We start from the raw sequence: 24,851 nt of genomic DNA, 5'->3' as shown, positions 1-24,851 counted from the left end.
TCGGGTCACTGCTGCGCCGCGGACTACCGCTGCGCGGCGGTGTCGGCCTCGACGTCGTCGAGCGACGCCTGCAGCTCCTCCTGCGGGACCTTCACCAGCTCGGCGGTGCCGCCGGAGACGTCCTGCACGCCGTCGAGGACGGCCTGCGTCTCCTGGTAGACCTCGACGAGCTTGCGCAGCGTCGGGTCGTCGCGGTCCTCGGCGCGGACGGCGAAGACGTTGACGTAGGGCAGCGCGTTGGGGTCGTCGACGTCGTCGGTGGCCAGCGCGTCCTCGAAGGAGAGACCGGCCTTCTCGACGAAGTCGTTGTTGATGACCGCGGCCGCCACGTCGGGCAGCGAGGTGGGCGTGAGGTCGGCCTTGATCGCCTTGACCTGCACACGGGACGCCGACTCGTCGACGTCGGCGAGCGTGGAGTAGATCGAGCCGCCGTCGGCGAGGGTGATGAGGCCGGCCGACTGGAGGATGAGCAGGGCGCGCGCCTGGTTGCTGTCGTCGTCGGGGACGACCACGGTGTCGCCGTCCTGGATGTCCTCGACGGAGTCGACCTGGGACGAGTAGAGGCCCAGCGGGTAGATCGCGGTGGAGCCCAGCGGCACGATGTCGTCGTCGTTCGCGACGTTGTACTCCGCGAGGTAGACGATGTGCTGGAACTGGTTGATGTCGAGCTCGCCCTCGCTCAGCGCGGGGTTGGGCTGGGTGTAGTCGGCGAAGTCCTCGATCTCGAGGTCGATGCCCTCGTCGGCCGCGGCGTCGACCAGCACCTGCCAGTAGGGGTCGCTGGCGCCGACCGTGCCGAGGACGACCTTCTCGCGCTCCTCGCCGCTGGTGGCGCCGGCGTCGTCGCTGCCCCGTGACCAGAGGAGTCCGACCACCACGGCGATCACCGCCAGGACGGCGATGCCGGCCAGGAGCGGCGTACGTCGCTTGGCGGGGGGTGCGATCTGCGGGTGGTTCTCGGACATGGCGGAGCCTCTCGACGTACGGTCCTGAGCCGGGGGAACCTCCGGACCCCGCACGGGTATGCCCCGGAGGCGGTGTGAACCGCCTCACCCACCGCCGTGGGCGGTCGTCGTGCTGCTCAGGCGCGCAGGTGGAGCTTGGCGTGGTCGGGGTCGTCGACGACGAAGGGGCGCGGTGCTCGGGGCAGCCAGGTGTGCGTGACGTGGTCGACCACGTGGACGCCCTCGGGGGACTCGATCTCCACGACGCCCTCCGGGACCTGCCCGTCGTGCAGCGCGTTCCAGACCAGCCACTCGCGACGCTTGCGCCGGTTGCGGATGGAGGTGGCGAACGACTCGGGGTTGGTCCAGTGGGCGAACTCGTCGCCGTCGAGCCACTTGAGCTCGACGCAGAGGCCCTGCGGCAGCGCGAACATCTCGATGTGCTCGGGCGTCGTGCGGATCTCCCACTCCGGCGCCTTGGTGTAGACGTAGTCGGGGCTCATCGGGAAGCCCCACTCCTCGATGTTGCGCAGGCCGAGGTCGAGGTAGGCCTTGCGGTCCGACTCGATGTACAGCCCGTGGCGCGGGAACCGGATGACGGCCTCGGCCATCCCGACCTGCCACGACAGGTCGGCCATCGACACCTCGCCCTCGGTGGTGAGGACCATGTCGCCGTCCCACTTCCACGAGTAGCGGGTGCGGACGTGGGAGAAGCACCAGTTGTAGAAGTAGGCGAGCGAGTGCACCGAGCGCTCGTTGACGGCGAGGTGCTCGGCACCGGCGCGGGCCACCTGGAAGGGGTACTCCTTCAGGGTGAACCGGTCGGACAGGCCGTGCTCGGCCGCGACCCGCAGGGCCTCCTCACCGGTGCCGTCGTCGGACCCGTTGTCGACGAGCAGCACGTGGTCGCACGCCCGCAGCAGCGGCGGGAGCACGAAGCGCAGGCCCGGGGCCTCGTTCTTGACCCGCAGCACCGCCGTGGCTCCGCGCCGCAGCCCGCCGGGCCCCCCACGCGAATCAGCCCACGGCCAGACGATGTCGAAGTCCGTGTGGCCCTCGAGGTTGGCGAGGCCGTGGCCGGAGCCGATCGGGATGCTCACGGCTGCGCGTCCCGCTCCCGCCCGAGGGCCTTGCGGACCCCGCGGCGCACCGACGGCGGGATCGCGGCGCGTACGTCGTGGGGCACGCGGTCGGCGAACGACCGGTGGCCTTCCTCGCCCGCGGCCTCGTGGAGCGCCCGCCGACGGGCCTGGTGGCGCGCGTGCTCGGCGGTCGAGCGGCTGATGGCGGCCGCCTCCTCGTAGAGGTCGACGTACTCCGCCCGCAGCTGGTCGAAGGTCTCGTGCGCGGCAGTCGTGTCGCCGCCCTCGTCGGCGAGCTTGTTGAGCTCCTCCCACGTCTGGCCGGTGAGGTCGTGCAGCCGCCTGGGCAGCGCGAGGTCGTCGAGCGTGGCGCTCACGCGGCGGAGGTTGGGGTCGATGAAGCGGTGCACCTCGCGGATCTGGTCGCTGCGGGTGTGGATGATCGTCTGCAGGTCGAGGGCGTGCCCCATGGCCGTGGTCGTCCTGACCCAGTCGGTCAGCAGGTCCTCGTAGCGGACGAAGACGCGGCCCTGTGCCGCGTCACCCTCCACCGCGTCGACGCTGCGGGTGGCCCGCTCGGTGTGGAGCAGCATGTTGACCCAGCTCGCCGCGAGGTGGGCCGAGCCGAGCTTGTTGGCGTAGTACTTCTGCTTGGAACCGACCACCTCGGCGGGCGGGCGCAGCATGGTGGCGAAGACCGGCGTCGCGCCCGTGCGGATCGCGGCGACCCGCCACAGGCCGAGGAACCAGCTCAGCCGCGGGTCCTTGACGACGAGCTCGGGGTGCTCGGCGAAGTGCGGCTCGAGCCACTCGCTGACCCGGATCCTGGCGGGCTCGCGGCTGCAGATGCGGCCGGTGTCGAACCACGCCTCGGGGCGGCTGTCACTGACCTGGACCAGCGCCTCGCGGAGCCACTCGTCGTGGACGTCGACGACCCACTGCGGCTCGCTGAAGCCACGCGGGTTGGAGTCGTCGGGCGGCACCTCGGGCAGCGGCACGTGCATGCCGAGCCGCGACACGATGCCGGCCAGGGTGCTGGTGCCGCTGCGGCCGGCGCCGGCGACGAAGAGGACCTTGCGCGGCACTCCGTCGGGGTTCATCTCGTCGATCGCTCTGGGCTGCTCGGTCACGGCGGGCAGCCTACCGGCGGGCGGGCGCGCTGCTCGGTCCCCACTAGGCTCGCGGCCCATGAAGCGGCTCTTCTCCCGGGCACCCCTCCTCGGCGTGGTGATCCCGGCGTGGGGCGTGGAGGACTACCTCGACGACTGCATCCGCTCCCTGCTCGCGCAGACGCACACGCGGTGGGAGGCGGTGATCGTCGACGACGGGGCGACCGACCGCTCGGGCGAGATCGCCGACGACTGGGCCCGCCGGGACACGCGCATCCGCGTCGTCCACTCCGTCAACGGAGGCCTGGGCGCCGCCCGCAACCTCGGGGTCCAGCACGTGCGGGGCGACCACCTCGCCTTCCTCGACTCCGACGACGTGCTGCCGCCGACGGCGTACGCCGACCTGGTGGGCGCGCTCACCGCATCGGGCTCCGACTTCGCGACCGGGTCGATCGTGCGCTGGGAGGGTGACCGGCTCGTCGAGCCGCCGTGGATGCGACGTCTCCACCGGCCGCTGCGGGGGGCCCGCGTCGAGGACCGGCCCGAGATCCTGGGCGACGTCTTCGCGTGGAACAAGGTCTTCCGAAGGTCGTGGTGGGACGCCCGGGACCTGTCGTGGCCCGAGGGCGTTCGCTACGAGGACCAGCCCACGACGACGCGAGCCTTCCTCGAGGGCCGCTTCGACGTGCTCGACGAGGTGGTCTACCGCTGGCGGATCCGGGAGGGCTCGATCACGCAGACCCGCGCCTCGTCGCTGCAGGACCTCGCCGACCGCTGGGAGACGAAGCGGATGTCGCTCGCCTCGGTGCGCGAGCACGGCTCCGCCGACGTCGAGGCGGTCTTCGTCGACCGGGTGCTGGCCGGTGACCTGTGGCGCTACTTCCTGCTGGTGCCGGGGTGCACGCCGGAGTGGTGGCGGCTGCTGCGCTCGGGTGTGCTCGAGATCTGGGGCCGGCGCTCGCTGGTGCACAGCGGCCTGCCGCCGGTCCACCGGCTGGCCGGCTGGCTGGTCGAGCAGGACCGCCGCGCCGACGTCACCTCGCTCATGGAGTGGGTGGCGACCCTCGACGGCCCCGCCCCGCGGGTGCAGGACGTCGCCACCGGCGCCTGGCGGCTGTCGGTGCCGCCCTCGGTGCTCGACGAGACCACCGTGGCCCCGGAGGCGCTGTCGCTCCGGGACCACGAGGTCATCGACTGATCAGAGGAGCCCTTCGGACTCCAGGAACTCCTGGGCCACGTCGGCCGGCTGCTCGCGGTCGATCTGCACGCTGACGAGCAGCTCACCGAGGGTCTCGTTGTCGAGCGCCGCCATCAGGTCGTTGAGCGGACCCTCGACGTCGGGGTTGTCGGCGAGGAAGTCGCTCGACACCGCGGGGACGAGGTTCTGCGCGGGCTGGATGCCCTTGTCGTCCTCGAGCAGGAGCAGGCCCTGGTCCTCGAGCGTCCCGTCGAGCGTGCTGGTCTGGCCGAGCTGGGCCTCCCCATCGAGCACCGCCTGGAACGTCTCGGTCGAGGCGTAGCCCAGCGGCTCGAGGGTGATGTCGATGCCGTAGGTGTCGACGAGCCCCTTCTCGCAGTCGGTGCGGCCCTTGCAGTCGGGCGCAGCGGCCAGCGTGACCTGCTGACCCTCGAGGTCGGAGAGCTTGGTGACGCCCTCGGCGTCGGAGAACTCCTGGCTGGTGAAGTAGCCGTTGGCGGAGAACGCCTCGGACGGCTCGAGCAGGGTGATGCCCTTCTCCTCGAGCAGTGACGCACCGGCGTCGATCGTCTCCTGGGCGTCGCTGGTCGACAGCGGCTCGGCGTCGGGGCCGTTGGCGTCGGTGTTGAGCTGGTCGACGATGCCGGCGACGTACTCCGGGGCGATCTGCACGGAGTCGGGCATCTCGTTGAGGTAGATCGGGCGGGTGTCGACCAGCCGGGTCTCGACCTCGTAGCCCTCGGCCTCGAGGACCTGCTGGTACATCGCGGTGACGAGCGCGGCCTCGTCGAAGCTCTGGCTGCCGATGACGACGGACGTGCCCTCGCCACCTCCCCCACCCGAGCCGGAGGTGGGCTCGTCGTTCTCCTCGGCGAGGTCGTCGCCGGCGCATCCGGCGAGCAGGGCGGTCAGGGCCAGACCGGTGACCGCCATCAGCGGACGTCGTACGTGCATGTCGTCAAACCTTCTGTGTCCCGTGGCCGAGCCACGCGTGTCCGGTGATGCGAGCGGGTCCGCTCAGCTCCCGGTGGGAGCCTCTGCCACCGTAGTCGAGGGCACCGACAAGTCCTCATCACGATCCGGTGACGGAGCGCGCGGCATCGGGTCGACGGCGCGCTGCACCGCGGCCGCGGCGAGCTCGAGGACCAGGGCCACGGAGGCGACGACCACGGCCCCCGCCATGCCCTGCGCGTAGTCGTTGCGGGCGAAGCCCTCGGTGATGATCCGGCCGAGGCCCGGCCCCGCGACCAGGGCGGCGATGGTGGCCGTGGCCCACACCTGCACCAGGGCGAGGCGCACGCCGGAGGCGATCACCGGCAGTGCCAGCGGCAGCTCGACGCGCCGGAAGCGTTGCATCGGTGACATGCCCATCCCGTCGGCGGCCTCCTGCACGTCGGAGGGCACCTCGCGCATCGCGACGTAGCCGTTGGTGATCAGCGGCGGGAGGGCGAAGAGCACGAGCGCGATGAGGGTCGCGAGACCGGCGCGGCCGTAGGGGCCGAAGTCTTCGGAGCCGGGCCAGTCCGCGGCGACCAGGAGGGCCAGCAGCGCGAAGGTGGGCACGGCGCGGCCGACGTTGGAGATGTTGACGGCGAGGAAGCCGCCCTTGCCGAGGTGGCCCAGCCAGAGGGCGAGGGGCAGGCCGAGCAGCATGGCCGCCACGAGCGCGGTGGCGGTGAGCAGCAGCTGCTCCAGCAGCCGCGCGACGAGGCCGCCCGCACCGGTCCAGCTGTCGGGGTCGATGAGGTACTGCCAGGTGTCGGCGAAGAGCTCCATCAGCGCGCCCCCGCCGTCCAGGGCGTCAGCACCCGCTGCAGCAGCACCAGCACCACGTCGAGGACGACGGCCAGGACGACGCACAGCACCGCGGCGGTCATCAGCTCGGCGCGGAAGTCCCGCGCGACACCGTGGGCGATGAGGTCGCCCAGACCGCCGTACGCCACCAGGGTGCCGACCGTGGTCAGCGCGATGGTCGACACCGCCGCGACGCGCAGGCCGGCCATCACGACCGGCAGCGCCAGCGGCATCTCGATGCGGGTGAGCATGCGCGCGCTCCCGTAGCCCAAGCCCCGGGCCGCCTCGCGTACGTCGTCTGGCACGGACCGCAGCCCGTCGAGCAGCGCCCGCACCAGGATGGTCAGCGCGTAGAGACCGAGCCCGATCACGACCGTGGCGGCCGACAGGCCCGTGAACGGCACCAGCAGGGGCAGCAGCGCCAGCGACGGCACGGTGTAGACCCCGGTGCTGAAGCCCAGGACCGCGGACTCCAGCCGCGGCAACCGCCGGGCGAGCAGCGCGAGCGGCAGGGCGATGGCGATGCCGAGGACGAGGGCCGCCAGCGTGATGAGCACGTGCTCGACGAGCGCGTCGGTGATCTGCTCGTGGCGGTCCTCGACGTACTGCCAGCAGAACCACTCGTTGACGAACCGGCTGTAGCAGCTCGGCCCGGAGTCGGCCGCCCCCAGTATGGTCACCGCATGGACGCTACACGGGGCGGCGAGCCGATGATCCGGCTCGAGGGCGTGGGCAAGACCTATCCGGACGGGACCGTGGCCGTCCACGAGCTCGACCTCGACGTCGCGCGCGGCGAGATGGTCTGCCTCGTCGGTCCGTCGGGCTGCGGCAAGTCGACGACCCTCAAGATGATCAACCGGCTCATCGAGCCCACCACCGGCCGGATCTGGCTCGACGGCCAGGACGTCACCGACGCCGACCCGGTCGAGCTGCGGCGCGGCATCGGCTACGTCATCCAGCAGATCGGCCTGTTCCCCCACCAGCGCATCGAGCAGAACGTCATGACGGTGCCGCTGCTCTACGGCGAGTCGAAGGCCACCGCGCGCGAGCGCGCCCACGAGCTGCTCGAGACCGTGGGCCTCGAGCCGGAGCAGTACGCCCGGAAGTACCCCCACGAGCTGTCCGGCGGCCAGCGGCAGCGCGTCGGCGTCGCCCGCGCGCTGGCAGCCAACCCGCCCGTGCTGCTGATGGACGAGCCCTTCGGCGCGGTCGACCCCGTCGTGCGAGGCCGCCTCCAGGACGAGTTCCGCCGCCTGCAGGACGAGCTCGGCAAGACCGTGGTGCTGGTGACCCACGACATCGACGAGGCCATCCGGATGGGCGACCGCGTGGCCGTCTTCGCGGCGGGCGGCCGGTTGGCGCAGTACGCCACCCCCGGCGAGCTGCTCGCCCACCCCGCGGACGAGCAGGTGGCCGACTTCGTGGGTTCGGGCGGGCTCCGCACGCTCACGGTGACCCGCCTGCGCGAGGACCACCTGGAGCCGCTCGACGGCGTCTCCACCGGCGACCTCGGCTCGGCGATCGACATCGACTCCTCCCTCGAGGACGCGCTCGCCGCGATGCTCCGCGACGACAAGCCGATGGTCGGGGTGCGCCGCGGGCCGACGTTCCTCGGGGTGCTCACCCCCGCCGGGGTGCACCGCGCGCTGCGCGAGTCGCTGCGCTAGCGCCCCGTTCCGTCACGGGGGGCACCACGACCCACGGCAACGCGCCGACTGTCCCGACACACACGGTGCCGCAACCCGCAGGCACCTGCCGGCCGTTGCGGCACGCACCGTGTCGCAACCGGCACCGCTCCCTCGTGGGAAGCGGGCGGGACGGTGTCACATCCGGTGCGGCGACGCCGGGTCTACTGCGCGTGGACGGTCACGTCCTTGTGCCAGGACTCGGTGACGTACTTCGTGCCCCAGCCCATCGAGGTGTAGAGCCCGTCCGCCCCGGTCGGTGAGTCGGCGTCGACCTCGAGCCCGACGCGGTCACGACCGCGGGCGGCGGCGTCGGCGATGATCGTGCGGAGCAGGCCGGTGGCCACCCCGCGACCTCGCGCGGACTCGAGCACGCCGAGGTAGGAGACGTACGACCCGTCGGGCCCGGTGCCGGACTCGCTCACCGTGCCGACCAGGGCGCCCGCAGCCTCCGGCTCGCCCCCCTCGCCGTCCACGATCTCGGCCAGCCACCAGTGGTCCCAGCGGTGGCCGGGGTCCTCGCGGAGCCGGTGGATGAACTCGTCGAAGGTCTCCTCCGAGGAGTTGAAGTGGTCGGTGAACGCGCCTTCGAGCACGTCGTGCACCGCGCGCAGGTCGGCCTCGTCGGGCATCCCGCCGGAATCCGGACCGCCCTGCCGCTGGACGAGGCGGAACACCACGCCCCTGCGCTCCCAGCGGGCCGGGTCGGGGACCAGCTCGGCCTCGGCGGCCTCCGCCGAGCGGCTCATCTGCCACCACGTCCGGACCCGCTCGAAGCCGGCGTCCGCCAGCCAGCCGTGCTGTCGCTCGTCGTCGGCGAACGCACCGGTGTCGATCTGCTGCTCGGTCAGGCCGCGCGCCGCCCCGACCGCCCGCGCCTGGGCCTCGGCCCAGTCGACGAGCACCTCGCTGCAGCGGTCGGCGGCCCGCTCGTCGACGTCGCGGGCGACGATGTGCACGAAGAGCATCCGGCCCTCGGCGCGGTCGTGGACGCTCCCCCAGGCCTGGATCCGGCCGCCGGGGTCACGCACCACGAGGTTCTCGCGCATGGCCAGGCCGCGCTCGGAGACCTCGACACGCACCTCCTCCTCGCCCGATCCGGCCCAGCCGCGCCCGGCGCGCTCATGGTCGCGCAGCAGCTCGGTCAGCCGCTCTACCGTGGCCGCGTCGTCGCCGTCCGGCTTCTCGGCCACCCAACCCGCGGGGAGTCCGGGGTCGTCGGGCAGCGCGTCGGTGGGGTCGCTCTCGAACCTGTTGTCCTCAGGGATCACGAGCGGTCATTCTTCCGTACGCCCTGCTCGAGCCCCCGGCGCGGTGCGTGACGCAGGCTCAGGCGCTCTTGTGGTTGCGGCGCGCGGCGGCGGCGCGGAGGGAGTCGAGCTCGGCGCGGAGCACGTCGAGCTCGGCCTCGAGCTCGGCGACGATCACGATCGCCTCGGCGGCCCGGCCCTCGGCGTCGTCACGACCGCGCTCGGCCTCGTCGCGGCCACGCTCGGCGGCGTCGGCGCGGCGGGCCTCCTGGCCGCGCTTGAGGGTCTGCTCGGCGGCGTTCTTCTGGGCGTTGGAGAGGGCGCGCTCGAGGACGTCGATCGCCTCCTCGCGCTCGTTGATCTTGCGCCGCATGTCGGCAGCGAAGGCAGCGGACTCGGCCGTACGACGCTCGGTGAGCGCGCGGTACTCCTGCGCCTGCACCGCCCGGTCGCGGGCGGCGTCGCGGCGGGCCTGCATGAGCTCGGAGTGGGTGATGCGGGTGGCAGCGGCACCGGCCAGCACGGCCACGACGGCAGCGACAGCGGTCAGTCCGGCCGACGAGGACGCCAGGGCGCCGATCACGAGCACTGCTCCGAGGGCGAGGAGTGCGACGGCCACGGCCAGACGCGTGCTGCGCTGGCGGCGACGAGCAGGCGTGCGGGACACCTGTGACTGCTGTGACTGCTGGGAAGGCATGTCGCCCAGACTAGGGGCGCGGTCGTCCCCCGTCGGCGCGACACGCACGCTCCAGGGCCAGCGAGGCGAGGGTCACCCCGGCTGCCCCGACCGCCGCGACGAGCGCGCGGGCGATCCACCGGTCGGCGTACTGCGACTCGTCGCCCAGCCAGCTGACGGCGTAGCCGACGTAGCCGGCCGTCACCAGCGCGCCGGCGAGGGCGCACGCCCGGGCCAGGACGAGGCGGTTGACGGCCTGGTGCGGCTCGAGCCGCTGGCCCCGTACGTGCACGGTCTGCCACGTGTGCCAGGCGAGGAAGCCCATGATCGCGGCGACCAGGACGAGCACCAGCGCCTGCGCCCAGGACACCAGGGGCGGACGGCCGGCGACCGCGCTCATCACCGGGTGGAGCGCCCACCCGAGGGCCAGGCCGGCGACGATGCACGCCGTCAGGGCGCGTGCGGACGTCGGGCGGAGCGTGCCGCGTGGCTCCTCGGGGTCCGTGTCGGGCTCGGGCCCGGGCTGGGTCATTCGACCTCGAGGGTGAGGTCCTCGCGCCTCTTCACGCCCGAGGAGTCGGAGGCGTCGAGCAGCTCGGCGATCGGGCCGCGGTCGGGGAACACCGCGTCGGGCTCGAGGTCGTACCAGGGCTGCAGGACGAAGGCGCGCTCGTGGGCGCGCGGGTGGGGCAGGCGGAGGAAGTCCTCGTTGGCGCGGCGGTCGCCGACGACGATGAGGTCGACGTCGAGGGTGCGCGGCGCGTTGCGGACGTCGCTGCGCTCGCGGTCGAAGGCGTCCTCGATCGCCAGCGCGCGCTCCATCAGCCGGTGGGCCGGGAGCGTGGTGTCGGCGAGCAGGACGGCGTTGAGGTAGGGGCGCGAGCCCTCGGGCGCGTCCACCGGCTCGGTCTCGTAGACGGGCGAGACACCGGTGACGAAGAAGTCGGGGGTGTCCGCGAGGGCGTTGACGGCGCCCTGCAGCGACGCCAGGCGCTCGCCGAGGTTGGAGCCCAGGCCGACCACCACCCGACGGATCGGGTGCATCTCGCCGGTGAGGGAGTCGGCGTCCACGATGTGGGGGTTGGGGGTCTCAGTCATGAGCGTTGCCTCGCGTTCTGGTGATCGTCAGCGCGACGTCCGAGTACGTCGCGTCGATGGGTGCATCAGGTTTGTGGAGCGTGACTCGCGCCCATTCAACACGAGTGTCCAACAGGCACACGTCCGTGATGCGTTGAGCGACGGTTTCTATCAGGTCGACGGTGTCGCGCTCGACGGCAGCCTTCACGTCCGCCACCAGACTGCCGTAGTTCACGGTGTCCGTCAGGTCGTCCGAGGCGGCCGCGGGGCGGGTGTCGATGCCGAGCACGAGGTCGACGACGAAGACCTGCCCCTCGCGCCGCTCGAAGTCGAAGACGCCGTGGTGGGCGAAGCACTCGATGCCCGTCACGGCCAGCTCGTCGGTCATGCGGGGTCTCCTGCGCTCGGGTGCTGCATGGCCGCCACCACCGCGAGCGCGTCGCGGGTGGCTCGTACGTCGTGCACGCGCAGGTGGTCGACCCCGCGGACGGCCAGCAGCGTGACCAGGGCGACGTGGGCGTGCTCGCGCTCGTCCACCGGCCGAGGCGCGCCGTCGACGGCCAGCAGCGAGCCGAGGAACGACTTGCGGCTGGCGCCGACGAGCAGCGGGCAGCCCAGCTCGCGCAGGACGTCGATCGCGGTCAGCAGCTCCCAGTTGTGGCGCGGCTGCTTGGCGAAGCCCAGCCCGGGGTCGAGGACCACCCGCTCGCGCGGGACGCCGGCGGCGAGGACGGCGTCGAGCCGCTCGCCCAGCTCGCGGCGTACGGACGCCACGACACCGTCGGGCGAGTAGTCGGTGAAGTCGCGCATCCGGTCGGCGTGGGCGCGCCAGTGCATGGCGACGTAGGACGCGTCGCTGTCGGCGACGACGTCGAGGATCTGTGGGTCGGCGAGGCCACCCGAGACGTCGTTGACGATCTGCGCCCCCGCCGCGAGGGCTGCCGCGGCGACCTCGGCGCGCATCGTGTCGACCGACACCACGGCCCCGCCCGCGGAGAGCTCGCGGATCACCGGGACGACGCGGTCGAGCTCCTCGGCGACCACCGGACGGGTGGCTCCCGGCCGCGTCGACTCGCCGCCGATGTCGAGCACGTCGGCGCCCTGCGCCAGCAGCTCGCGGCCGTGGGCGACCGCGGCCTCGGTGGTGTCCCAGCGGCCGCCGTCGGAGAAGGAGTCGGGGGTGACGTTGACGATCCCCATCACCCGGGTTTTCCGGGCGACGGAGGGCACGCCCTCGCTCACCTGGTGCCTGAGTGGATCAGCGCCATCGCCTCGGCGCGGGTGGCCTGGTGGGTGAGGAAGGCGCCGCGCACCGCCGAGGTGATCGTGCGGGCGCCGGCCTTCTTGACCCCGCGCATCGTCATGCAGAGGTGCTCGGCCTCGATCACCACGATGACGCCCCGAGCCTCGAGGATCTCCATGAGCGAGTCGGCCACCTGCGTGGTCAGCCGCTCCTGCACCTGCGGGCGCTTGGCGTAGACGTCGACGAGGCGGGCGAGCTTGGAGAGGCCGGTGATCTTGCCGGTCTCGGCCGGGATGTAGCCGACGTGCGCCACGCCGGTGAAGGGCACGAGGTGGTGCTCGCACATCGACCACAGCTCGATGTCACGCACCAGCACCATCTCCTCGTGGCCGAGGTCGAAGGTCGTGGTGAGGACGTCGTCGGCGCTCTGCCGCAGGCCGTGGGTGAGCTCGGCGTAGGCCCGGGCGACCCGCGCCGGTGTCTCGAGCAGCCCCTCCCGATCGGGGTCCTCCCCGATCGCGTACAGCAGCTCGCGCACGGCCGCCTCGGCCCGGACGTGGTCGAAGGCGGGAACGTCCTCCGGCGCGACCTGCGGCACGGTGAAGGGGTCGGTCACGGCGCGTCCGGGTGGGGCGGGGTCGGGGTGTCCGGGTGGACGTCCGGGCCGCCGTGCACGTCGCCGCCGGCACCGGGCGGCGTCAGGATGGCGCCGCCGGCCTCCGGCTCCTGCGTGGTCCCGTTGGCGTGCGCCCGGTCGCGGATCTCCTGCGGGATGTCGACCGGCGGGATCGTCGACGGCACCCGCATTGGCGACCCGGTCCAGGCCGGCCGAGCGGGATTCATCCTGAGCGCCTCGAAGATCGACGCGATCTCCGCCTTGTCGAGCGTCTCCTTGTCGAGGAGCGCCAGCACGAGCGCGTCGAGGACGTCACGGTTGGTCTCGAGGATCTCGAAGGCCTCCTGGTGCGCCTGGCCGAGCAGCGCCTTGATCTCCTCGTCGACCGCCGCGGCCGTCTCCTCGGAGTAGTTCCGGGTGTGGCCCATGTCGCGGCCCAGGAACGGCTCGGAGTTGCTGTCGCCGAGCTTGACCGCACCGAGGCGCTCGGTCATGCCGTACTGGGTCACCATCGCGCGGGCCAGCCCGGTGGCCTTCTCGATGTCGTTGCCGGCACCCGAGGTCACGTCGTGGAAGATCAGCGCCTCGGCGGCCATGCCGCCGAGCATGTAGGCGAGGTTGTCGAGCATCTCGCTGCGCGTCTGGGAGTACTTGTCGCGGTCGGGCAGCACCATCGTGTAGCCCAGCGCGCGACCGCGCGGCAGGATCGTCACCTTGTGCACGGGGTCGGTGCCGGGCAGGGCCGCTGCGACCAGGGCGTGGCCGCCCTCGTGGTAGGCGGTGATGAGCTTCTCGCGCTCGCTCATCAGGCGCGTACGACGCTGCGGACCGGCGATGACGCGGTCGATCGCCTCGTCGAGGGAGGCGTCGGTGATCAGCTTGGCGTTGCTGCGCGCGGTGAGCAGCGCGGCCTCGTTGAGCACGTTGGCCAGGTCGGCACCGGTGAAGCCGGGGGTGCGGCGGGCGATGCTCAGCAGGTCGATGTCCTGCGCGATCGGCTTGCCGCGCGAGTGGACCTTGAGGATCTGGTGGCGGCCGTTGAGGTCCGGGGCGTCGACCTGGATCTGGCGGTCGAAGCGTCCCGGGCGCAGCAGCGCCGGGTCGAGCACGTCGGGACGGTTGGTGGCTGCGATGAGGATGACCCCGCCGCGCACGTCGAAGCCGTCCATCTCGACGAGCAGCTGGTTGAGCGTCTGCTCGCGCTCGTCGTGGCCACCGCCCATGCCGGCGCCACGGTGGCGGCCGACGGCGTCGATCTCGTCGATGAAGACGATGGCGGGGGCGTTCTCCTTGGCCTGCTCGAACAGGTCACGCACACGCGAGGCGCCGACACCGACGAACATCTCGACGAAGTCCGAGCCGGAGATGGAGTAGAAGGGGGTGCCCGCCTCGCCGGCGACGGCGCGCGCGAGCAGGGTCTTGCCGGTGCCGGGCGGGCCGTAGAGCAGGACGCCCTTGGGGATCTTGGCGCCGACCGCCTGGAACTTGGCCGGGTCGGTGAGGAACTCCTTGATCTCGCCGAGCTCCTCGATCGCCTCCTCGCAGCCGGCGACGTCGCTGAACGTCGTCTTCGGCATGTCCTTGGTGATCAGCTTGGCCTTGGACTTGGCGAACTGCATGACGCCGCGGCCGCCACCGCCCTGGGCCTGGTTCATCAGGAAGATGAACAGCAGGATGATCAGCGCGAAGGGCAGCAGGGTCGCCAGCAGCGAGCCGAGGAAGCTGGGCTGCGGGACCGTCGAGTTGTAGGACTCGATGGTGCCCTCGGCCCGCTGCTCCTGGACCGCCGCGAGGAGCGCCTCCTGCTGGCCGTCGATGTACTGGGCGACGACCTTGTCACCGTCGTCGCGGGTGCCCTCGTCGAGTGTCGCCTGGATCTCGAAGTCGGCTCCGTTGAACTCGATCTCCTTGACCTTGCCGTCGTCGATGTAGGAGGCGAGGGTCGAGGTGTTGACCTCGTCGTAGCCGTCGCTGGGCGCGAGGAACTGGATCGCCAGCAGCACCGCGAAGGCGGACAGGACGATCCACAGCCAGGGACCCTTGAATATGCGCTTCACAGGCAACTTTCAGCGGTTCGGAGGTGAGGAGGCGACGCTACACGCCGCCCGGGCCCACATTGTTTCAGGCGGGGTGAAGCGGGGCGACCTCGATCAGGAGTAGACGTGTGGTGCGAGGGTGCCGATGTCGCGCAGGTTGCGGTAGCGCTCGCGGTAGTCGAGGCCGTAGCCGACGACGAACTCGTTGGGGATGTCCCAGCCGACGTACTTCGGCTCCACGGGCATCGAGAGGGCCTCGGGCTTGCGCAGCAGCGTGGCGATCTCGACGCTGGCGGGGCTGCGGCTGGAGAGGTTGTTGACCAGCCAGCTGAGGGTGAGCCCGGTGTCGATGATCTCGTCGACGATGAGCACGTCACGACCGCTGATGTCGGTGTCGAGGTCCTTGAGGATGCGGACGACGCCGCTGGACTTGGTGCCCGACCCGTAGGAGCTGACCGCCATCCAGTCCATCTCGAGGTGTCGCGGCATCGACCGGGCGAGGTCGGCCATCACCATCACCGCGCCGCGCAGGACGCCGACCACGAGCAGGTCCCGTCCCTCGTAGTCCTCGGTGATCTGGAGGGCCATCTCGGCCAGCCGCTGCTGGATCTGCTCCTCGGTGAAGAGGATGTTGACCAGGTCGTGCTCCACGTGGGACGAGTCCATGGGCGTCAGCCTAGGGGCACGCAGACGATCTCCAGCACCCCGTCGCGCCGGAGGGCGCGGAGCGGCCCGGGCAGGTCGATCCACTTCTGGCCACGCCAGCCCACGATCAGCTCGTCGACGGCGAGGACGTGCTCGCGGGTCAGCTCCGACGGCGGCGCCCCGGCGTCGAGCGCGGCGCGCCGCAGGACGCGGTGGCGGATCGACGGCGGCTCGTCCCGCAGCGTCTCGAGGTGGAGGCCACCGTCGCGCCGTACGTGGGCGAGCGCCCGGTCGGTCAGCACGTCGAGCAGGGCCGTGTCGTCGCGCAGCTGGTCCGCCGTGCGGGCGAGCGCCTCGGCGATGCCGGGACCGAGCTCGTCCTCGAGCACCGGCAGCACCCGCTCGCGCACGCGGACCCGGGTGTAGCCCGGGTCGGAGTTGTGCGGGTCGTCCCACGCCTCGAGGCCCTCGACCAGGCAGGCGGTGACGGTGTCGGCACGACGTACGCCGAGCAGCGGGCGCGCGAACACCCCGAAGGCCGGGCGCATCCCCTGCAGCGACCGGCCGCCCGAGCCGCGGGTGAGGCCGAGCAGCACGGTCTCGGCCTGGTCGTCGAGGGTGTGGCCGAGCAGCACGTGGCGCGCCCCGAGGTGCTCGGCGACCTGCTCGAGGACGGCGTACCGCGCCTCCCGGGCGGCGGCCTCGGGCCCGAGCCCCGACGCGGCGTCGACCTCGACGCGGGCCGTGAGCGTCTCGTCGACGCCCATCGCCGCGAGCTGCGCGACGACGCGGTCGGCCTGGTCCGCCGAGCCGGGCTGCAGGCCGTGGTCGACGGTCACCCCGACGACGCGCAGGCCGAGCTTGTGCCCCTCGAACACGGTCGCCGACGCGAGCGCCAGGGAGTCGGCGCCCCCGCTGCACGCCACCGCGACGGTCTCCCGGTCACCGCCGCTCGCCTCGGGCCGGACCAGCGTCCTGCGGACGGGCAACCGGACCGCCGCAACCGACGGGTGGAGCGTCACAGCACCCGGGCGACCCAGGCGTCGGGGTCGGCGATCTCGGCCTTCGACGGCAGCGTCTCGGGGCCGGTCCACACGGTGTTGAACTCCTCCATGCCGACCTTGTCGACGACGTGGCGCACGAACACCGCCCCGTCGCGGTACTGCGCCATCTTGGCGTCGAGGCCGAGCAGGCGGCGCAGCAGCTTGTCGAGGGAGCCCGAGCCCTTGCGGCGCTGGTTGAACTTGCGGCGGATCTCGGCCACCGACGGGATGACGGTGGGGCCGACGCCGTCCATGACCACGTCGGCGTGACCCTCGAGCAGCGACATCACGCCCGTGACACGGTCGAGGATCTCCTTCTGCTCGGGCGAGGAGACGAGGTCGATGATGCTGCCGTCGCCGCCGCGGAGTGCGTCGGCGCCGCGACGCAGCCCGTCGAGCAGCGCGCTCGGCTCGAGGGTGTCGGCGACGGCGTGCATCTCGGTCATCAAGTGCTGGCCGAGCCACGGGTTGGCGGTGAACTGCACCCGGTGGGTCTCCTCGTGCAGACACACCCACAGCCGGAAGTCGGTGGGGTCGGCGCCGATCTCGCGCTCGACGTGCACGATGTTGGGCGCGACCAGGAGCAGCCGGCCGTGCGGGTCGTGGAACGGGTCGAACTGCCCCAGCACCTTGCTGCTGAGGAAGCCGAGCATCAGCCCGACCTCGGCGCCGGTGACCCGGGTGCCGACGGCCTCGGCGAACGCCGACGGCGGGCCCTTCTTCTCGATGAGCTTGTCCACGACGGGGCTGAGCAGCTTGGAGAAGCTGTCGGCGTTGGCGCGCAGCCACCCCGTGCGGTCCACCACCAGCACGGGCGCGGTGCCGTCCGCGGCGTGCAGGCCGGTGAACTCGCGGACCAGCGGGGTCGAGCGGTCCGCTCCCTCGCGGAGCTCGACGACGGCGGCCGTGGCCTCCTCGGGCGACACGTCCGGCCCCGGCCCGGCGATCCGGGATCCCACGGTGACGGCGAAGTCCCAGTCGACGAGATTCATGACTCGACCCTAGCCGGGGGTGGTGCAGCGGCAGGCCGCGAGCGAGGCGGCGGCGCGGTCGAGGGCCTCCTGCGCGTCGTAACGCTCCTCCGGCGGCGACCGGTCCGCCCCGAAGACGAAGGCGAGCGGCTGTCCGTCGCGGTCGACGGCGATGCCGGCGAGGGCGTGGACCCCGGTGAGCGTGCCGGTCTTCGCGCGGACCAGCCCCCGCGCGACGGCCGGGCCCTCGGCGAAGCGGTAGGTGAGCGACCCGGTGAACCCGGCGACCGGCATCCCGGTGACCAGGCTGCGCATCGCCTCGCCGTCCGGGCCGGCCGCGTGCTGGATCAGGTCGATGAGCGTGGCGGTCGAGACCCGGTTGCGGCGCGACAGCCCGGAGCCGTCGTACACCTCGGCGCCGGTGACGTCGATCCCGAGCCCCCCGAGGGTGGCGAGCACCCCGGCCGCACCCGCCTCGAACGACCCGGTGCCGGAGGTGGCGAGCCCGACGTGGTGGGCGACCACCTCCGAGCCCTCGTTGTCGCTGACGTCGAGGATCCGCTCGGCGACCTGCGACAGCGGTGCGCTCTCGACGGCGGCGAGCTCCTCGGCGCCGGCGGGTACGACGACCCGCTTCGGCTGGCCGGTCACCCGCAGCCCCGCGGCCCGGAGGCCGTCGGCGAAGACCCGGGCGGCCGCCAGCGACGGCTCGTCGGACTTGAGGTCGCTGTCCGGCTCGTCGCCCCCGTCGACCATCAGCGCGGTGATCGGGCTGACGATGTCGTCGGGGACGTAGTCACGACGCCAGGCCGGGTTGTCGGTCGGACCGGTGAAGAGGCTGTCGTCGAAGCGGACCCGGACGCGCCCCTGACCGCCCAGCGCCTCGGCGACCTCCAGGGCGAGCGTGGTCACGTCGGCGCGGGCGGGGTACGTCGACTCGGCCTCGGCGAGCGTGAGGGACCTGCTGGCCAGCAGCGGATCTCCCCCGCCGACCAGGACGACGTCGCGCGGGCCAGAGCCGCGCACCACCCGCGTGGTGAAGGTGTGGTCGGGCCCGAGCGCCTCGAGGGCGGCACCGAGGGTGAGCAGCTTGGTCGTCGAGGCCGGGAGGTAGCGCCCGCCCCCCGTCGTCCACTCGGGCGAGCCCGGCGCCAGGGCGGCGACCGCCCCGACGACGTGGCGGCCGAGGTCGGGGTCGGCGAGGTCGGCGGTGACGGCCGCGGCGACCCGCTCCGTCGCCAGCCCGGACGCGGCGTCGAGGGCGACGGCGTCGTCGCCCGGCGGCGTCCAGTCGGGCAGGTCGAGCCCGGCGGGCGCGAGCACCTGCTCGGGCTCGGTCACCGGGTCGGCGGCCAGCCCGGGCAGGTAGCGCTGGCCCCACTCGAAGCGGTAGGCACCCAGGCCTGCCGCGAGGAGCGCGAGGACCAGGACCGTCGGCAGCCAGTGACGGGCCGCCCACCGGCGTGACGACCGCTCGGCGTGACCGGCGGAGTGGCGTAGGTCACGTCCCACCCTTTTCGACCCTCTCGCTTCGCGCATCGGGGCCATTGTGCGCGACACTGCCCCCAGACCAACGCGTCGGGCTCGCGGCCGGACGCAGCTGAGCGGCCCGAAGGCGTGCCGGAGATGTGGAGGAAGACGTGCTGACGTTCGACGTGCTGGTGGAGATCCCCAAGGGTGAGCGCAACAAGTACGAGGTCGACCACGAGACCGGGCGCATCCGCCTGGACCGCATGCTCTTCACCTCGACGGCCTACCCGGCCGACTACGGCTTCATCGAGGACACCCTCGGCCAGGACGGCGACCCGCTGGACGCGCTCGTGATCCTGCAGTCGCCGACCTTCCCCGGCTGCCTCATCGAGTGCCGCGCCATCGGGATGTTCCGGATGACCGACGAGGCCGGCGGCGACGACAAGGTCCTCTGCGTCCCTGCGCACGACCCGCGCCTGGAGCACCTGCGCGACATCAACCACGTCTCGAAGTACGACCGCCTCGAGATCCAGCACTTCTTCGAGGTCTACAAGGACCTCGAGCCCGGCAAGTCCGTCGAGGGGGCCGACTGGGTCGGCCGCACCGAGGCCGAGGCCGAGGTCCGGGCGTCGTTCGAGCGCTTCAAGACCGAGGGCCACGGCAACGACCTCGACAACATCGCCGACGACAGCCTCGGCGAGGACGCCTGAGGCTGCCGCCAGCCACGGCTGGGGTCAGGCAGCGGCCGCCCCGGTGACCGCTCCGGCGGGCTCGAGGGCCTCGGCCAGGATCTCGGTCACCCGCCCGACCGGCCGCACGTCGAGCTCAGCGAGCAGCTCGGCCGGTACGTCGTCGAGGTCGGCGCGGTTGCGCTCCGGGACGTAGACCGTCGCCAACCCGGCGCGCTGGGCCGCGAGCAGCTTCTGCTTCACCCCACCGATCGGCAGGACGCGTCCCGACAGCGTGACCTCCCCGGTCATGCCCACGTCGGAGCGCACCGGCCGGCCGGTGAGCAGCGAGACCAGCGCGGTCACCATCGTCACGCCTGCCGACGGGCCGTCCTTCGGGATCGCGCCCGCCGGGAAGTGCACGTGGATGGACCGATCGAGCACGGCCCGGTCGATGCCGAGCTCGTCGGCGTGCGCCCGCACCCACGACAGCGCGATCGACGCCGACTCCTTCATGACGTCGCCGAGCTGGCCGGTGACGGTGAGGCCGGGCTCGCCCTCGGCCACGGACGTCTCGACGTAGAGCACGTCCCCGCCGAGCCCCGTGACGGCCAGACCCGTGGCGACGCCCGGTACGTCGGTCCGCTCGTGGCTGTCGGGCGTGAAGCGCGGCCGGCCGACGAGGTCGGTCAGGACGTCGGTGTCGATGTCGAGGCGGTCGACCTCGCCGGTCGCGAGCCGGGTGGCCGCCTTGCGGAACGCCTTGGCCAGCAGCCGCTCGAGCTGGCGTACGCCGGCCTCGCGGGTGTGGTTGGCCGCGAGCTCGCCGAGCGCGTCATCGGAGACGGTGACCTCGTCAGGGGTCAGCGCGGCCCGCTCCAGCTGGCGGGGGACGAGGAAGTCGCGCGCGATGGCGACCTTGTCGTCCTCGGTGTAGCCGTCGATGGTGACCAGCTCCATGCGGTCCAGCAGGGCCGACGGGATCTGCTCGACCACGTTGGCGGTGGCGATGAAGAGGACGTCGGACAGGTCGAGGTCGAGCTCGAGGTAGTGGTCGCGGAACGTGTGGTTCTGCGCCGGGTCGAGCACCTCGAGCAGGGCCGCGGCCGGGTCGCCTCGGTAGTCGGCCCCCACCTTGTCGACCTCGTCGAGCAGGACGACCGGGTTCATCGAGCCGGCCTCCTTGATCGCCCGCACGATGCGACCGGGGAGCGCACCGACGTACGTCCGCCGGTGGCCGCGGATCTCGGCCTCGTCGCGCACGCCGCCGAGGGCGACGCGCACGAAGCTGCGGCCCAGGGACCGGGCGACGGACTCGCCGAGCGACGTCTTGCCGACCCCGGGAGGACCGGCGAGCAGGACGACCGCGCCCGAGCCGCGACCGCCGATGACCTCCAGGCCGCGCTCGGCCCGGCGGGCGCGGACGGCGAGGTGCTCGGTGATGCGGTCCTTGACCTCGTCGAGGCCGTGGTGGTCGGCGTCGAGGACCGCGCGGGCGGCGGCGACGTCGTGGGAGTCCTCGGTGCGGTGGTTCCAGGGCAGCTCGAGGACGGTGTCGAGCCACGTACGGATGTACCCGGCGTCGGGGGCCTGCTCGCTGGAGCGCTCGAGCTTGTCGACCTCGCGCAGCGCTGCCTCGCCGACAGCGTCGGGCAGGTCGGCCGCTTCGACGCGCGCGCGGTAGTCGTCTGAGCCGTCGGGCTCGCCCTCGCCGAGCTCCTTGCGGATGGCGGCGAGCTGCTGGCGCAGGAGGAACTCGCGCTGGTTCTTCTCCAGGCTCTCGCGGACGTCGGTGCTGATCTTGTCGTTGACCTCGTCCTCGGCGTCGTAGGCGCGGGTCCACTCCACGAGCAGCCGGAGCCGGTCGTCGACGTCGGCGGTCTCGAGCACCTGGCGCTTCTGCCCGTTGTCGAGGTAGGGCGCGTAGCCGGACATGTCGGCGAGGGTGCCGGGGTCGGTGATCGTGCGGACGGTCTCGATGACCTGCCACGCCTCGCGGCGCTCCAGGACCGAGACGACGAGGGCGCGGTACTCCTCGGCGAGCTCGCGGGTGGTCTCGGTCGGCGCGACGTCGGGGACGTCCTCGGCCTCCACCCAGAGGGCGGCACCGGGACCGGTGACCCCGGCACCGATGGCAGCGCGGCGCTCGGCGCGCAGGACCGCGGCGGGCCGGCCGCCGGCGAACCGGCCGACCTTGTCGACGACCGCGACGACGCCGTGGGTGGCGTACCGGTCCTCGAGGCGGGGCGCGACCAGCACGCGCGCGGGCTGGTCGTCGGAGCTGGCGTCAGGCTTGGAGTCTGTGGCCAGCCGCGCGGCGTCGATGGCCGCACGCGAGGAGTCGTCGAGCTCGATCGGGACGACCATGCCCGGCAGCACGACGACGTCGTGGAGGAACACCACCGGCAACGCGGTGGGGAGGAACTGGTTCTGGGTCATGACTGGCCCAACCTTCGGCACCGCGGTGGTCATACCGGATCGGGTTTCGCCCACCGCGAACGCCGCCTGCGGGCCCTGCAACGCCGGGTTACTGCAGGTACCCACCCAGATGCATCAGGGTGGGTACATCCGCTAACCCGGCGTTACAGGCGGGCCAGGCCGATCGGGGCGACGACGCGGTCGAGCTTGTCCGGGTTGCGCACCAGGAACAGCCGCGTCACGACGCCGTCCTCGACGAGCATCGTCCCGACGCCGTCGCGGTGACCGGCGACGACGAACTGGATCGCCGGTGACCCGTTGAGCCAGACCGGCTCCAGCTCCAGCGCCTCCGGGGTGACCGCGGTGAGGAAGCGGAGGACCTTGTCGCGGCCGTAGATCGGGTTGAGTGCGGCCTGCACCTTCCCGCCCCCGTCGGTCATCAGCACCACGTCGGGGGCCAGCACGTCCATCAACGACTGCAGGTCACCCGTCTCGGTCGCCGCGCGGAACCGCTCGATCACCGCGTCGCGCTCGGCCGCGCTGACCGACGCGCGCGGACGGCGCTCGGCCACGTGCGCACGCGCGCGGCTGGCGATCTGCCGCACCGCCGACTCGGACTTCTCGACCGCCTCGGCGATCTCGGCGTACGGCACGTCGAAGACCTCGCGCAGCACGAAGACCGCCCGCTCGGTGGGCGGCAGCGTCTCCAGCACGAGCAGCATCGCGGTGGAGACGCTGTCGGCGAGCTCCACGTCCTGCGCGACGTCGGGCGCGGTCAGCAGCGGCTCGGGCAGCCAGGTGCCGACGTAGTCCTCGCGGCGCCGGGCGAGGGTGCGCAGCCGGTTGAGGGAGAGTCGGGTGGTCATCCGCACCAGGTAGGCCCGCGGGTCGCGCACGTCGTCGACCGGGACCTCGACCCACCGCAGCCAGACCTCCTGCAGCACGTCCTCGGCGTCGGCGGCCGAGCCGAGCATCTCGTAGGCGACGGTGAAGAGCAGGTTGCGGTGGGCAGTGAAGTGATCGGTCGTGCTCACCTGCTGATCGTCCCAGCCTCCGCCAGCGGCAGCTCGCAGACGTCGCTGAAGCCCTGGGAGGCCAGGCCCATCGCGGAGTTGAAGCGCGAGCGCTCGTTCTCGACGGCGACCATCATGGTCAGCTCGACGAGGGCGGCGTGGCCGAGCCGGCGGTCCAGGTCGGCCACCATCTCGTCGGTGACCTGCGGCGGCGTGACGGTCATCGCCTCGGCGTACGCCATCACGTCACGCTCGAGGTCGGTGAAGACGTCGGACTCGCGCCACCGCGGCACCTCGCGCACCTTGGCCTCGTCGAGGCCCTTGGTGTGGGCGAGGAAGTAGCCGAAGTCCAGGCACCACGAGCAACCGATGACGCCGGCGCTAGCCATCTCGGCGTACGTCTTGAGGTGCGGGTCGAGCGCGGACCACCTGCCGACCTTCTGCTCGAAGCCGAAGACCGCCTTGAGGACCGGCTTGTTGTGCCAGAGCACGTAGGCGTTGTCGGGGACCTGGCCCCACATGCGCTTCGCGACGCGGGTCATGACGGCGCCGTAGGCACCATCGATGCGAGCCTTCGGCAGTCTCATCTTCTGGGGCGGGAACTGGCTGGGCATGTCATCTCCTCGTTCGGGGTGGATGACATGGAGACACCGGCCCCCTCAGATCTGTGACACCCACTCCTCGAGGGCTCGTGCGACCTCGAGGTGGATCTCGGCGGTGCGGACCGCGTCGGGGGTGCCCATGGAGTGGTCGGCGTCGGGCACCTCGAGGACGTCGCAGCCGGCGTCGGCGAGCTCACGCGCCACGGCCGGGTCCCACAGCTCGTCGGCGAGGCCGCCGACGAGGAGCTGCCGGCCGGGGTTGGCGGCGATCCCCTCGGCGACGACCGGGTCGACGAGGAGCGGGGTGAACCAGATCGCGTCGAGCCCGCGCTCGGCGGCGTACGACGCTGCGCGGGTGCCGAGCGACTTGCCGACCACCAGCACGTGGTCAGCGTCCTCCCGGGCGTGCGCCGCGGCCACGTGGCGGCGTACCCATGCCTCCGCGTCCTCGTCGCCGCGGGTGGTCGAGTCCCACCAGAGCTGCTGGACGGTGAGGTCGTGCTGGAGCAGGGCCAGCCTCGCGAGCTCGAGCAGGGGCGCGGCCGGCGAGTAGGCGCGGCCGGGGGCGACGATGGCGAGGCCGCGGCTCGTGCCGGTCGGCTCGAAGCGGGTGGGCAGTCCTCCGAAGGTCATGACTCATCCTGGGTGGCGGCCTTGGTGGCGTGGAAGTAGCCGACCCCGCCGTGCAGCGTGAGGTCGACGTCGCGACAGCCGGACTCCCGCAGCCAGGTGACCGCCTCGGCCGTGCTGCACATCGGGCCGAGGATCCCGGCCCGGGTGCCGACCCACCGCAGCGGCTCGTAGCGCGGACCGGTGTCGGTGAACAGGGAGCTCCCGGTGAGCGCGGCGCCGGGGGCGAGCACCCGCACCATCTCGCCGATCGCCCGGCGCGGGTCGGGAAAGCAGTGCAGGCCGGTCAGCGAGACGACGAGGTCGAACGACGCGTCGGCGAACGGCAGCGCGCCGACGTCGGCGAGCGCGGTGGTGACCTGGTCGGTGACCCCGAGCCGGGTCGCGGCGGCGCGGGTCCGGGCGAGCATCGTCGCCGAGATGTCGGCGGCGACGTAGTCGATCCCCTGCCCCGGCCGCAGGCCGCGCAGGGCGACCCCCGACCCGGCCGGCACGTCCAGCACCCGCGCACCGCGGGGCAGCGTCCCGATCTCGGCGGCCGTCTCCCGCATCAGCGCCAGGTCGCTGCCGGTGCCGGCGCGCCAGGCCGGCCCGCCGATCCGTTCGTGCTCCACGAGCCAGGGGTAGACGTAGGACCACACCGGGTCCTCGTGCCAGCCGCCCAGCCCGGGGAGCCGCACG

Annotated in this window: 26 protein-coding genes; 3 read left to right on the top strand and 23 right to left on the bottom strand. The window is 72.5% G+C overall.

Annotated features, from left to right (window positions below; translation table 11 throughout):
• Window positions 1-23: 23 nt before the first annotated feature.
• The 3 genes from Q1B24_RS13460 to Q1B24_RS13450 form a co-directional block, all read right to left on the bottom strand.
• Complete coding sequence (locus Q1B24_RS13460) at window positions 24-965, bottom strand: MetQ/NlpA family ABC transporter substrate-binding protein (RefSeq protein WP_299929378.1); 942 nt, start codon at window positions 963-965, stop codon at window positions 24-26.
• A 116-nt stretch (window positions 966-1,081) separates the two neighbouring features.
• Window positions 1,082-2,044 (bottom strand): glycosyltransferase, encoded by a 963-nt coding sequence (locus Q1B24_RS13455; protein WP_299929374.1) that lies wholly within the window; start codon window positions 2,042-2,044, stop codon window positions 1,082-1,084.
• Window positions 2,041-3,156, bottom strand: coding sequence for a sulfotransferase family protein (locus Q1B24_RS13450; RefSeq protein WP_299929371.1), 1,116 nt, complete (start codon window positions 3,154-3,156; stop codon window positions 2,041-2,043). Before Q1B24_RS13450 ends, Q1B24_RS13455 begins: the two co-directional genes overlap by 4 nt.
• 58 nt (window positions 3,157-3,214) lie before the next feature.
• Here Q1B24_RS13450 and Q1B24_RS13445 point away from each other — a divergent pair, with 58 nt between their 5' ends.
• On the top strand, window positions 3,215-4,333 hold the full coding sequence (locus tag Q1B24_RS13445; protein WP_299929368.1) for a glycosyltransferase family 2 protein: 1,119 nt from the start codon (window positions 3,215-3,217) through the stop codon (window positions 4,331-4,333).
• Here the strand turns inward: Q1B24_RS13445 and Q1B24_RS13440 are convergent, their stop codons facing one another.
• The 3 genes from Q1B24_RS13440 to Q1B24_RS13430 all read right to left on the bottom strand — a co-directional run bounded on the left by Q1B24_RS13440 (window position 4,334) and on the right by Q1B24_RS13430 (window position 6,807).
• A complete protein-coding gene (locus Q1B24_RS13440; RefSeq protein ID WP_299929365.1) occupies window positions 4,334-5,287 on the bottom strand; it encodes a glycine betaine ABC transporter substrate-binding protein in 954 nt (317 codons plus the stop codon).
• Window positions 5,288-5,350: 63 nt separating this feature from the next.
• On the bottom strand, window positions 5,351-6,109 hold the full coding sequence (locus Q1B24_RS13435) for an ABC transporter permease subunit (RefSeq protein WP_299929362.1): 759 nt from the start codon (window positions 6,107-6,109) through the stop codon (window positions 5,351-5,353).
• Window positions 6,109-6,807 carry an ABC transporter permease gene (locus tag Q1B24_RS13430; protein ID WP_299929359.1) on the bottom strand — a complete coding sequence of 233 codons (699 nt, stop codon included), beginning with the start codon at window positions 6,805-6,807 and terminating at the stop codon, window positions 6,109-6,111. Before Q1B24_RS13430 ends, Q1B24_RS13435 begins: the two co-directional genes overlap by 1 nt.
• Before the next feature lie 3 nt (window positions 6,808-6,810).
• Here Q1B24_RS13430 and Q1B24_RS13425 point away from each other — a divergent pair, with 3 nt between their 5' ends.
• Entirely contained in the window at window positions 6,811-7,794 is a 984-nt protein-coding gene (locus tag Q1B24_RS13425) for an ATP-binding cassette domain-containing protein (protein ID WP_299929356.1), read from the top strand.
• A 182-nt stretch (window positions 7,795-7,976) separates the two neighbouring features.
• Here Q1B24_RS13425 and Q1B24_RS13420 read toward each other — a convergent pair whose 3' ends face one another.
• From Q1B24_RS13420 to dacB, 12 genes are all read right to left on the bottom strand, one after another.
• Window positions 7,977-9,083, bottom strand: a complete 1,107-nt coding sequence (locus tag Q1B24_RS13420) for a GNAT family N-acetyltransferase (protein ID WP_299929353.1) — start codon at window positions 9,081-9,083, stop codon at window positions 7,977-7,979.
• Between the two features lie 58 nt (window positions 9,084-9,141).
• The gene (locus tag Q1B24_RS13415; protein WP_299929351.1) at window positions 9,142-9,759 is read right to left on the bottom strand and encodes a hypothetical protein; all 618 of its coding nucleotides are present in this window, start codon (window positions 9,757-9,759) and stop codon (window positions 9,142-9,144) included.
• A gap of 10 nt (window positions 9,760-9,769) precedes the next feature.
• On the bottom strand, window positions 9,770-10,270 hold the full coding sequence (locus Q1B24_RS13410) for a DUF3180 domain-containing protein (RefSeq protein ID WP_299929348.1): 501 nt from the start codon (window positions 10,268-10,270) through the stop codon (window positions 9,770-9,772).
• Entirely contained in the window at window positions 10,267-10,836 is a 570-nt protein-coding gene (folK, locus tag Q1B24_RS13405) for a 2-amino-4-hydroxy-6-hydroxymethyldihydropteridine diphosphokinase (protein WP_299929345.1), read from the bottom strand. Before folK ends, Q1B24_RS13410 begins: the two co-directional genes overlap by 4 nt.
• Window positions 10,829-11,203 (bottom strand): dihydroneopterin aldolase, encoded by a 375-nt coding sequence (folB, locus tag Q1B24_RS13400; RefSeq protein ID WP_299929342.1) that lies wholly within the window; start codon window positions 11,201-11,203, stop codon window positions 10,829-10,831. The genes folK and folB overlap by 8 nt, the downstream gene beginning before the upstream one ends.
• On the bottom strand, window positions 11,200-12,015 hold the full coding sequence (gene folP / locus Q1B24_RS13395) for a dihydropteroate synthase (protein ID WP_299929340.1): 816 nt from the start codon (window positions 12,013-12,015) through the stop codon (window positions 11,200-11,202). The genes folB and folP overlap by 4 nt, the downstream gene beginning before the upstream one ends.
• A 38-nt stretch (window positions 12,016-12,053) precedes the next feature.
• Entirely contained in the window at window positions 12,054-12,656 is a 603-nt protein-coding gene (folE, locus tag Q1B24_RS13390; protein ID WP_299929544.1) for a GTP cyclohydrolase I FolE, read from the bottom strand.
• A gap of 14 nt (window positions 12,657-12,670) precedes the next feature.
• Window positions 12,671-14,737: an ATP-dependent zinc metalloprotease FtsH gene (ftsH, locus tag Q1B24_RS13385; protein WP_299929337.1), complete on the bottom strand. Its 2,067-nt coding sequence runs from the start codon at window positions 14,735-14,737 to the stop codon at window positions 12,671-12,673.
• Window positions 14,738-14,824: 87 nt separating this feature from the next.
• On the bottom strand, window positions 14,825-15,376 hold the full coding sequence (gene hpt, locus Q1B24_RS13380; protein WP_299929333.1) for a hypoxanthine phosphoribosyltransferase: 552 nt from the start codon (window positions 15,374-15,376) through the stop codon (window positions 14,825-14,827).
• 5 nt (window positions 15,377-15,381) lie between these two features.
• Window positions 15,382-16,344, bottom strand: coding sequence for a tRNA lysidine(34) synthetase TilS (gene tilS, locus Q1B24_RS13375; protein WP_299929331.1), 963 nt, complete (start codon window positions 16,342-16,344; stop codon window positions 15,382-15,384).
• A 29-nt stretch (window positions 16,345-16,373) separates the two neighbouring features.
• Window positions 16,374-17,390, bottom strand: coding sequence for a zinc-dependent metalloprotease (locus tag Q1B24_RS13370; RefSeq protein WP_299929319.1), 1,017 nt, complete (start codon window positions 17,388-17,390; stop codon window positions 16,374-16,376).
• 9 nt (window positions 17,391-17,399) lie between these two features.
• On the bottom strand, window positions 17,400-18,881 hold the full coding sequence (gene dacB / locus Q1B24_RS13365) for a D-alanyl-D-alanine carboxypeptidase/D-alanyl-D-alanine-endopeptidase (RefSeq protein WP_299929316.1): 1,482 nt from the start codon (window positions 18,879-18,881) through the stop codon (window positions 17,400-17,402).
• Between the two features lie 131 nt (window positions 18,882-19,012).
• Between dacB and Q1B24_RS13360 the strand changes: the two genes are divergently transcribed.
• Window positions 19,013-19,549: an inorganic diphosphatase gene (locus Q1B24_RS13360; RefSeq protein WP_299929542.1), complete on the top strand. Its 537-nt coding sequence runs from the start codon at window positions 19,013-19,015 to the stop codon at window positions 19,547-19,549.
• Between the two features lie 24 nt (window positions 19,550-19,573).
• Here Q1B24_RS13360 and lon read toward each other — a convergent pair whose 3' ends face one another.
• The 5 genes from lon to Q1B24_RS13335 form a co-directional block, all read right to left on the bottom strand.
• Window positions 19,574-21,946, bottom strand: a complete 2,373-nt coding sequence (gene lon / locus Q1B24_RS13355) for an endopeptidase La (protein WP_299929313.1) — start codon at window positions 21,944-21,946, stop codon at window positions 19,574-19,576.
• Window positions 21,947-22,089: 143 nt separating this feature from the next.
• A complete protein-coding gene (locus Q1B24_RS13350; RefSeq protein WP_299929310.1) occupies window positions 22,090-22,959 on the bottom strand; it encodes an RNA polymerase sigma-70 factor in 870 nt (289 codons plus the stop codon).
• Complete coding sequence (locus Q1B24_RS13345) at window positions 22,956-23,552, bottom strand: carboxymuconolactone decarboxylase family protein (protein WP_299929308.1); 597 nt, start codon at window positions 23,550-23,552, stop codon at window positions 22,956-22,958. Before Q1B24_RS13345 ends, Q1B24_RS13350 begins: the two co-directional genes overlap by 4 nt.
• 45 nt (window positions 23,553-23,597) lie before the next feature.
• Entirely contained in the window at window positions 23,598-24,173 is a 576-nt protein-coding gene (locus tag Q1B24_RS13340; RefSeq protein ID WP_299929305.1) for a hypothetical protein, read from the bottom strand.
• On the bottom strand, window positions 24,170-24,850 hold the full coding sequence (locus Q1B24_RS13335) for a class I SAM-dependent methyltransferase (RefSeq protein ID WP_299929302.1): 681 nt from the start codon (window positions 24,848-24,850) through the stop codon (window positions 24,170-24,172). The genes Q1B24_RS13340 and Q1B24_RS13335 overlap by 4 nt, the downstream gene beginning before the upstream one ends.
• Window position 24,851 lies beyond the last annotated feature (1 nt).

This window comes from uncultured Nocardioides sp. (assembly GCF_947488025.1).
Taxonomy (GTDB): domain Bacteria; phylum Actinomycetota; class Actinomycetes; order Propionibacteriales; family Nocardioidaceae; genus Nocardioides.
The sequence above is the reverse complement of the archived record's forward strand: the minus strand, read 5'-3'. Positions and strand labels throughout refer to the sequence as shown.

What these genes read in the sequence shown, in the direction of transcription:
- Q1B24_RS13460 (WP_299929378.1), bottom strand. Translation starts at nt 965, where the DNA reads ATGTCCGAGAACCACCCGCAGATCGCACCCCCCGCCAAGCGACGTACG.
- Q1B24_RS13445 (WP_299929368.1), top strand. Translation starts at nt 3,215, where the DNA reads ATGAAGCGGCTCTTCTCCCGGGCACCCCTCCTCGGCGTGGTGATCCCG.
- Q1B24_RS13440 (WP_299929365.1), bottom strand. Translation starts at nt 5,287, where the DNA reads ATGCACGTACGACGTCCGCTGATGGCGGTCACCGGTCTGGCCCTGACC.
- Q1B24_RS13435 (WP_299929362.1), bottom strand. Translation starts at nt 6,109, where the DNA reads ATGGAGCTCTTCGCCGACACCTGGCAGTACCTCATCGACCCCGACAGC.
- Q1B24_RS13425 (WP_299929356.1), top strand. Translation starts at nt 6,811, where the DNA reads ATGGACGCTACACGGGGCGGCGAGCCGATGATCCGGCTCGAGGGCGTG.
- Q1B24_RS13415 (WP_299929351.1), bottom strand. Translation starts at nt 9,759, where the DNA reads ATGCCTTCCCAGCAGTCACAGCAGTCACAGGTGTCCCGCACGCCTGCT.
- Q1B24_RS13410 (WP_299929348.1), bottom strand. Translation starts at nt 10,270, where the DNA reads ATGACCCAGCCCGGGCCCGAGCCCGACACGGACCCCGAGGAGCCACGC.
- folK (WP_299929345.1), bottom strand. Translation starts at nt 10,836, where the DNA reads ATGACTGAGACCCCCAACCCCCACATCGTGGACGCCGACTCCCTCACC.
- folB (WP_299929342.1), bottom strand. Translation starts at nt 11,203, where the DNA reads ATGACCGACGAGCTGGCCGTGACGGGCATCGAGTGCTTCGCCCACCAC.
- folP (WP_299929340.1), bottom strand. Translation starts at nt 12,015, where the DNA reads ATGGGGATCGTCAACGTCACCCCCGACTCCTTCTCCGACGGCGGCCGC.
- hpt (WP_299929333.1), bottom strand. Translation starts at nt 15,376, where the DNA reads ATGGACTCGTCCCACGTGGAGCACGACCTGGTCAACATCCTCTTCACC.
- Q1B24_RS13370 (WP_299929319.1), bottom strand. Translation starts at nt 17,390, where the DNA reads ATGAATCTCGTCGACTGGGACTTCGCCGTCACCGTGGGATCCCGGATC.
- lon (WP_299929313.1), bottom strand. Translation starts at nt 21,946, where the DNA reads ATGACCCAGAACCAGTTCCTCCCCACCGCGTTGCCGGTGGTGTTCCTC.
- Q1B24_RS13345 (WP_299929308.1), bottom strand. Translation starts at nt 23,552, where the DNA reads ATGCCCAGCCAGTTCCCGCCCCAGAAGATGAGACTGCCGAAGGCTCGC.
- Q1B24_RS13340 (WP_299929305.1), bottom strand. Translation starts at nt 24,173, where the DNA reads ATGACCTTCGGAGGACTGCCCACCCGCTTCGAGCCGACCGGCACGAGC.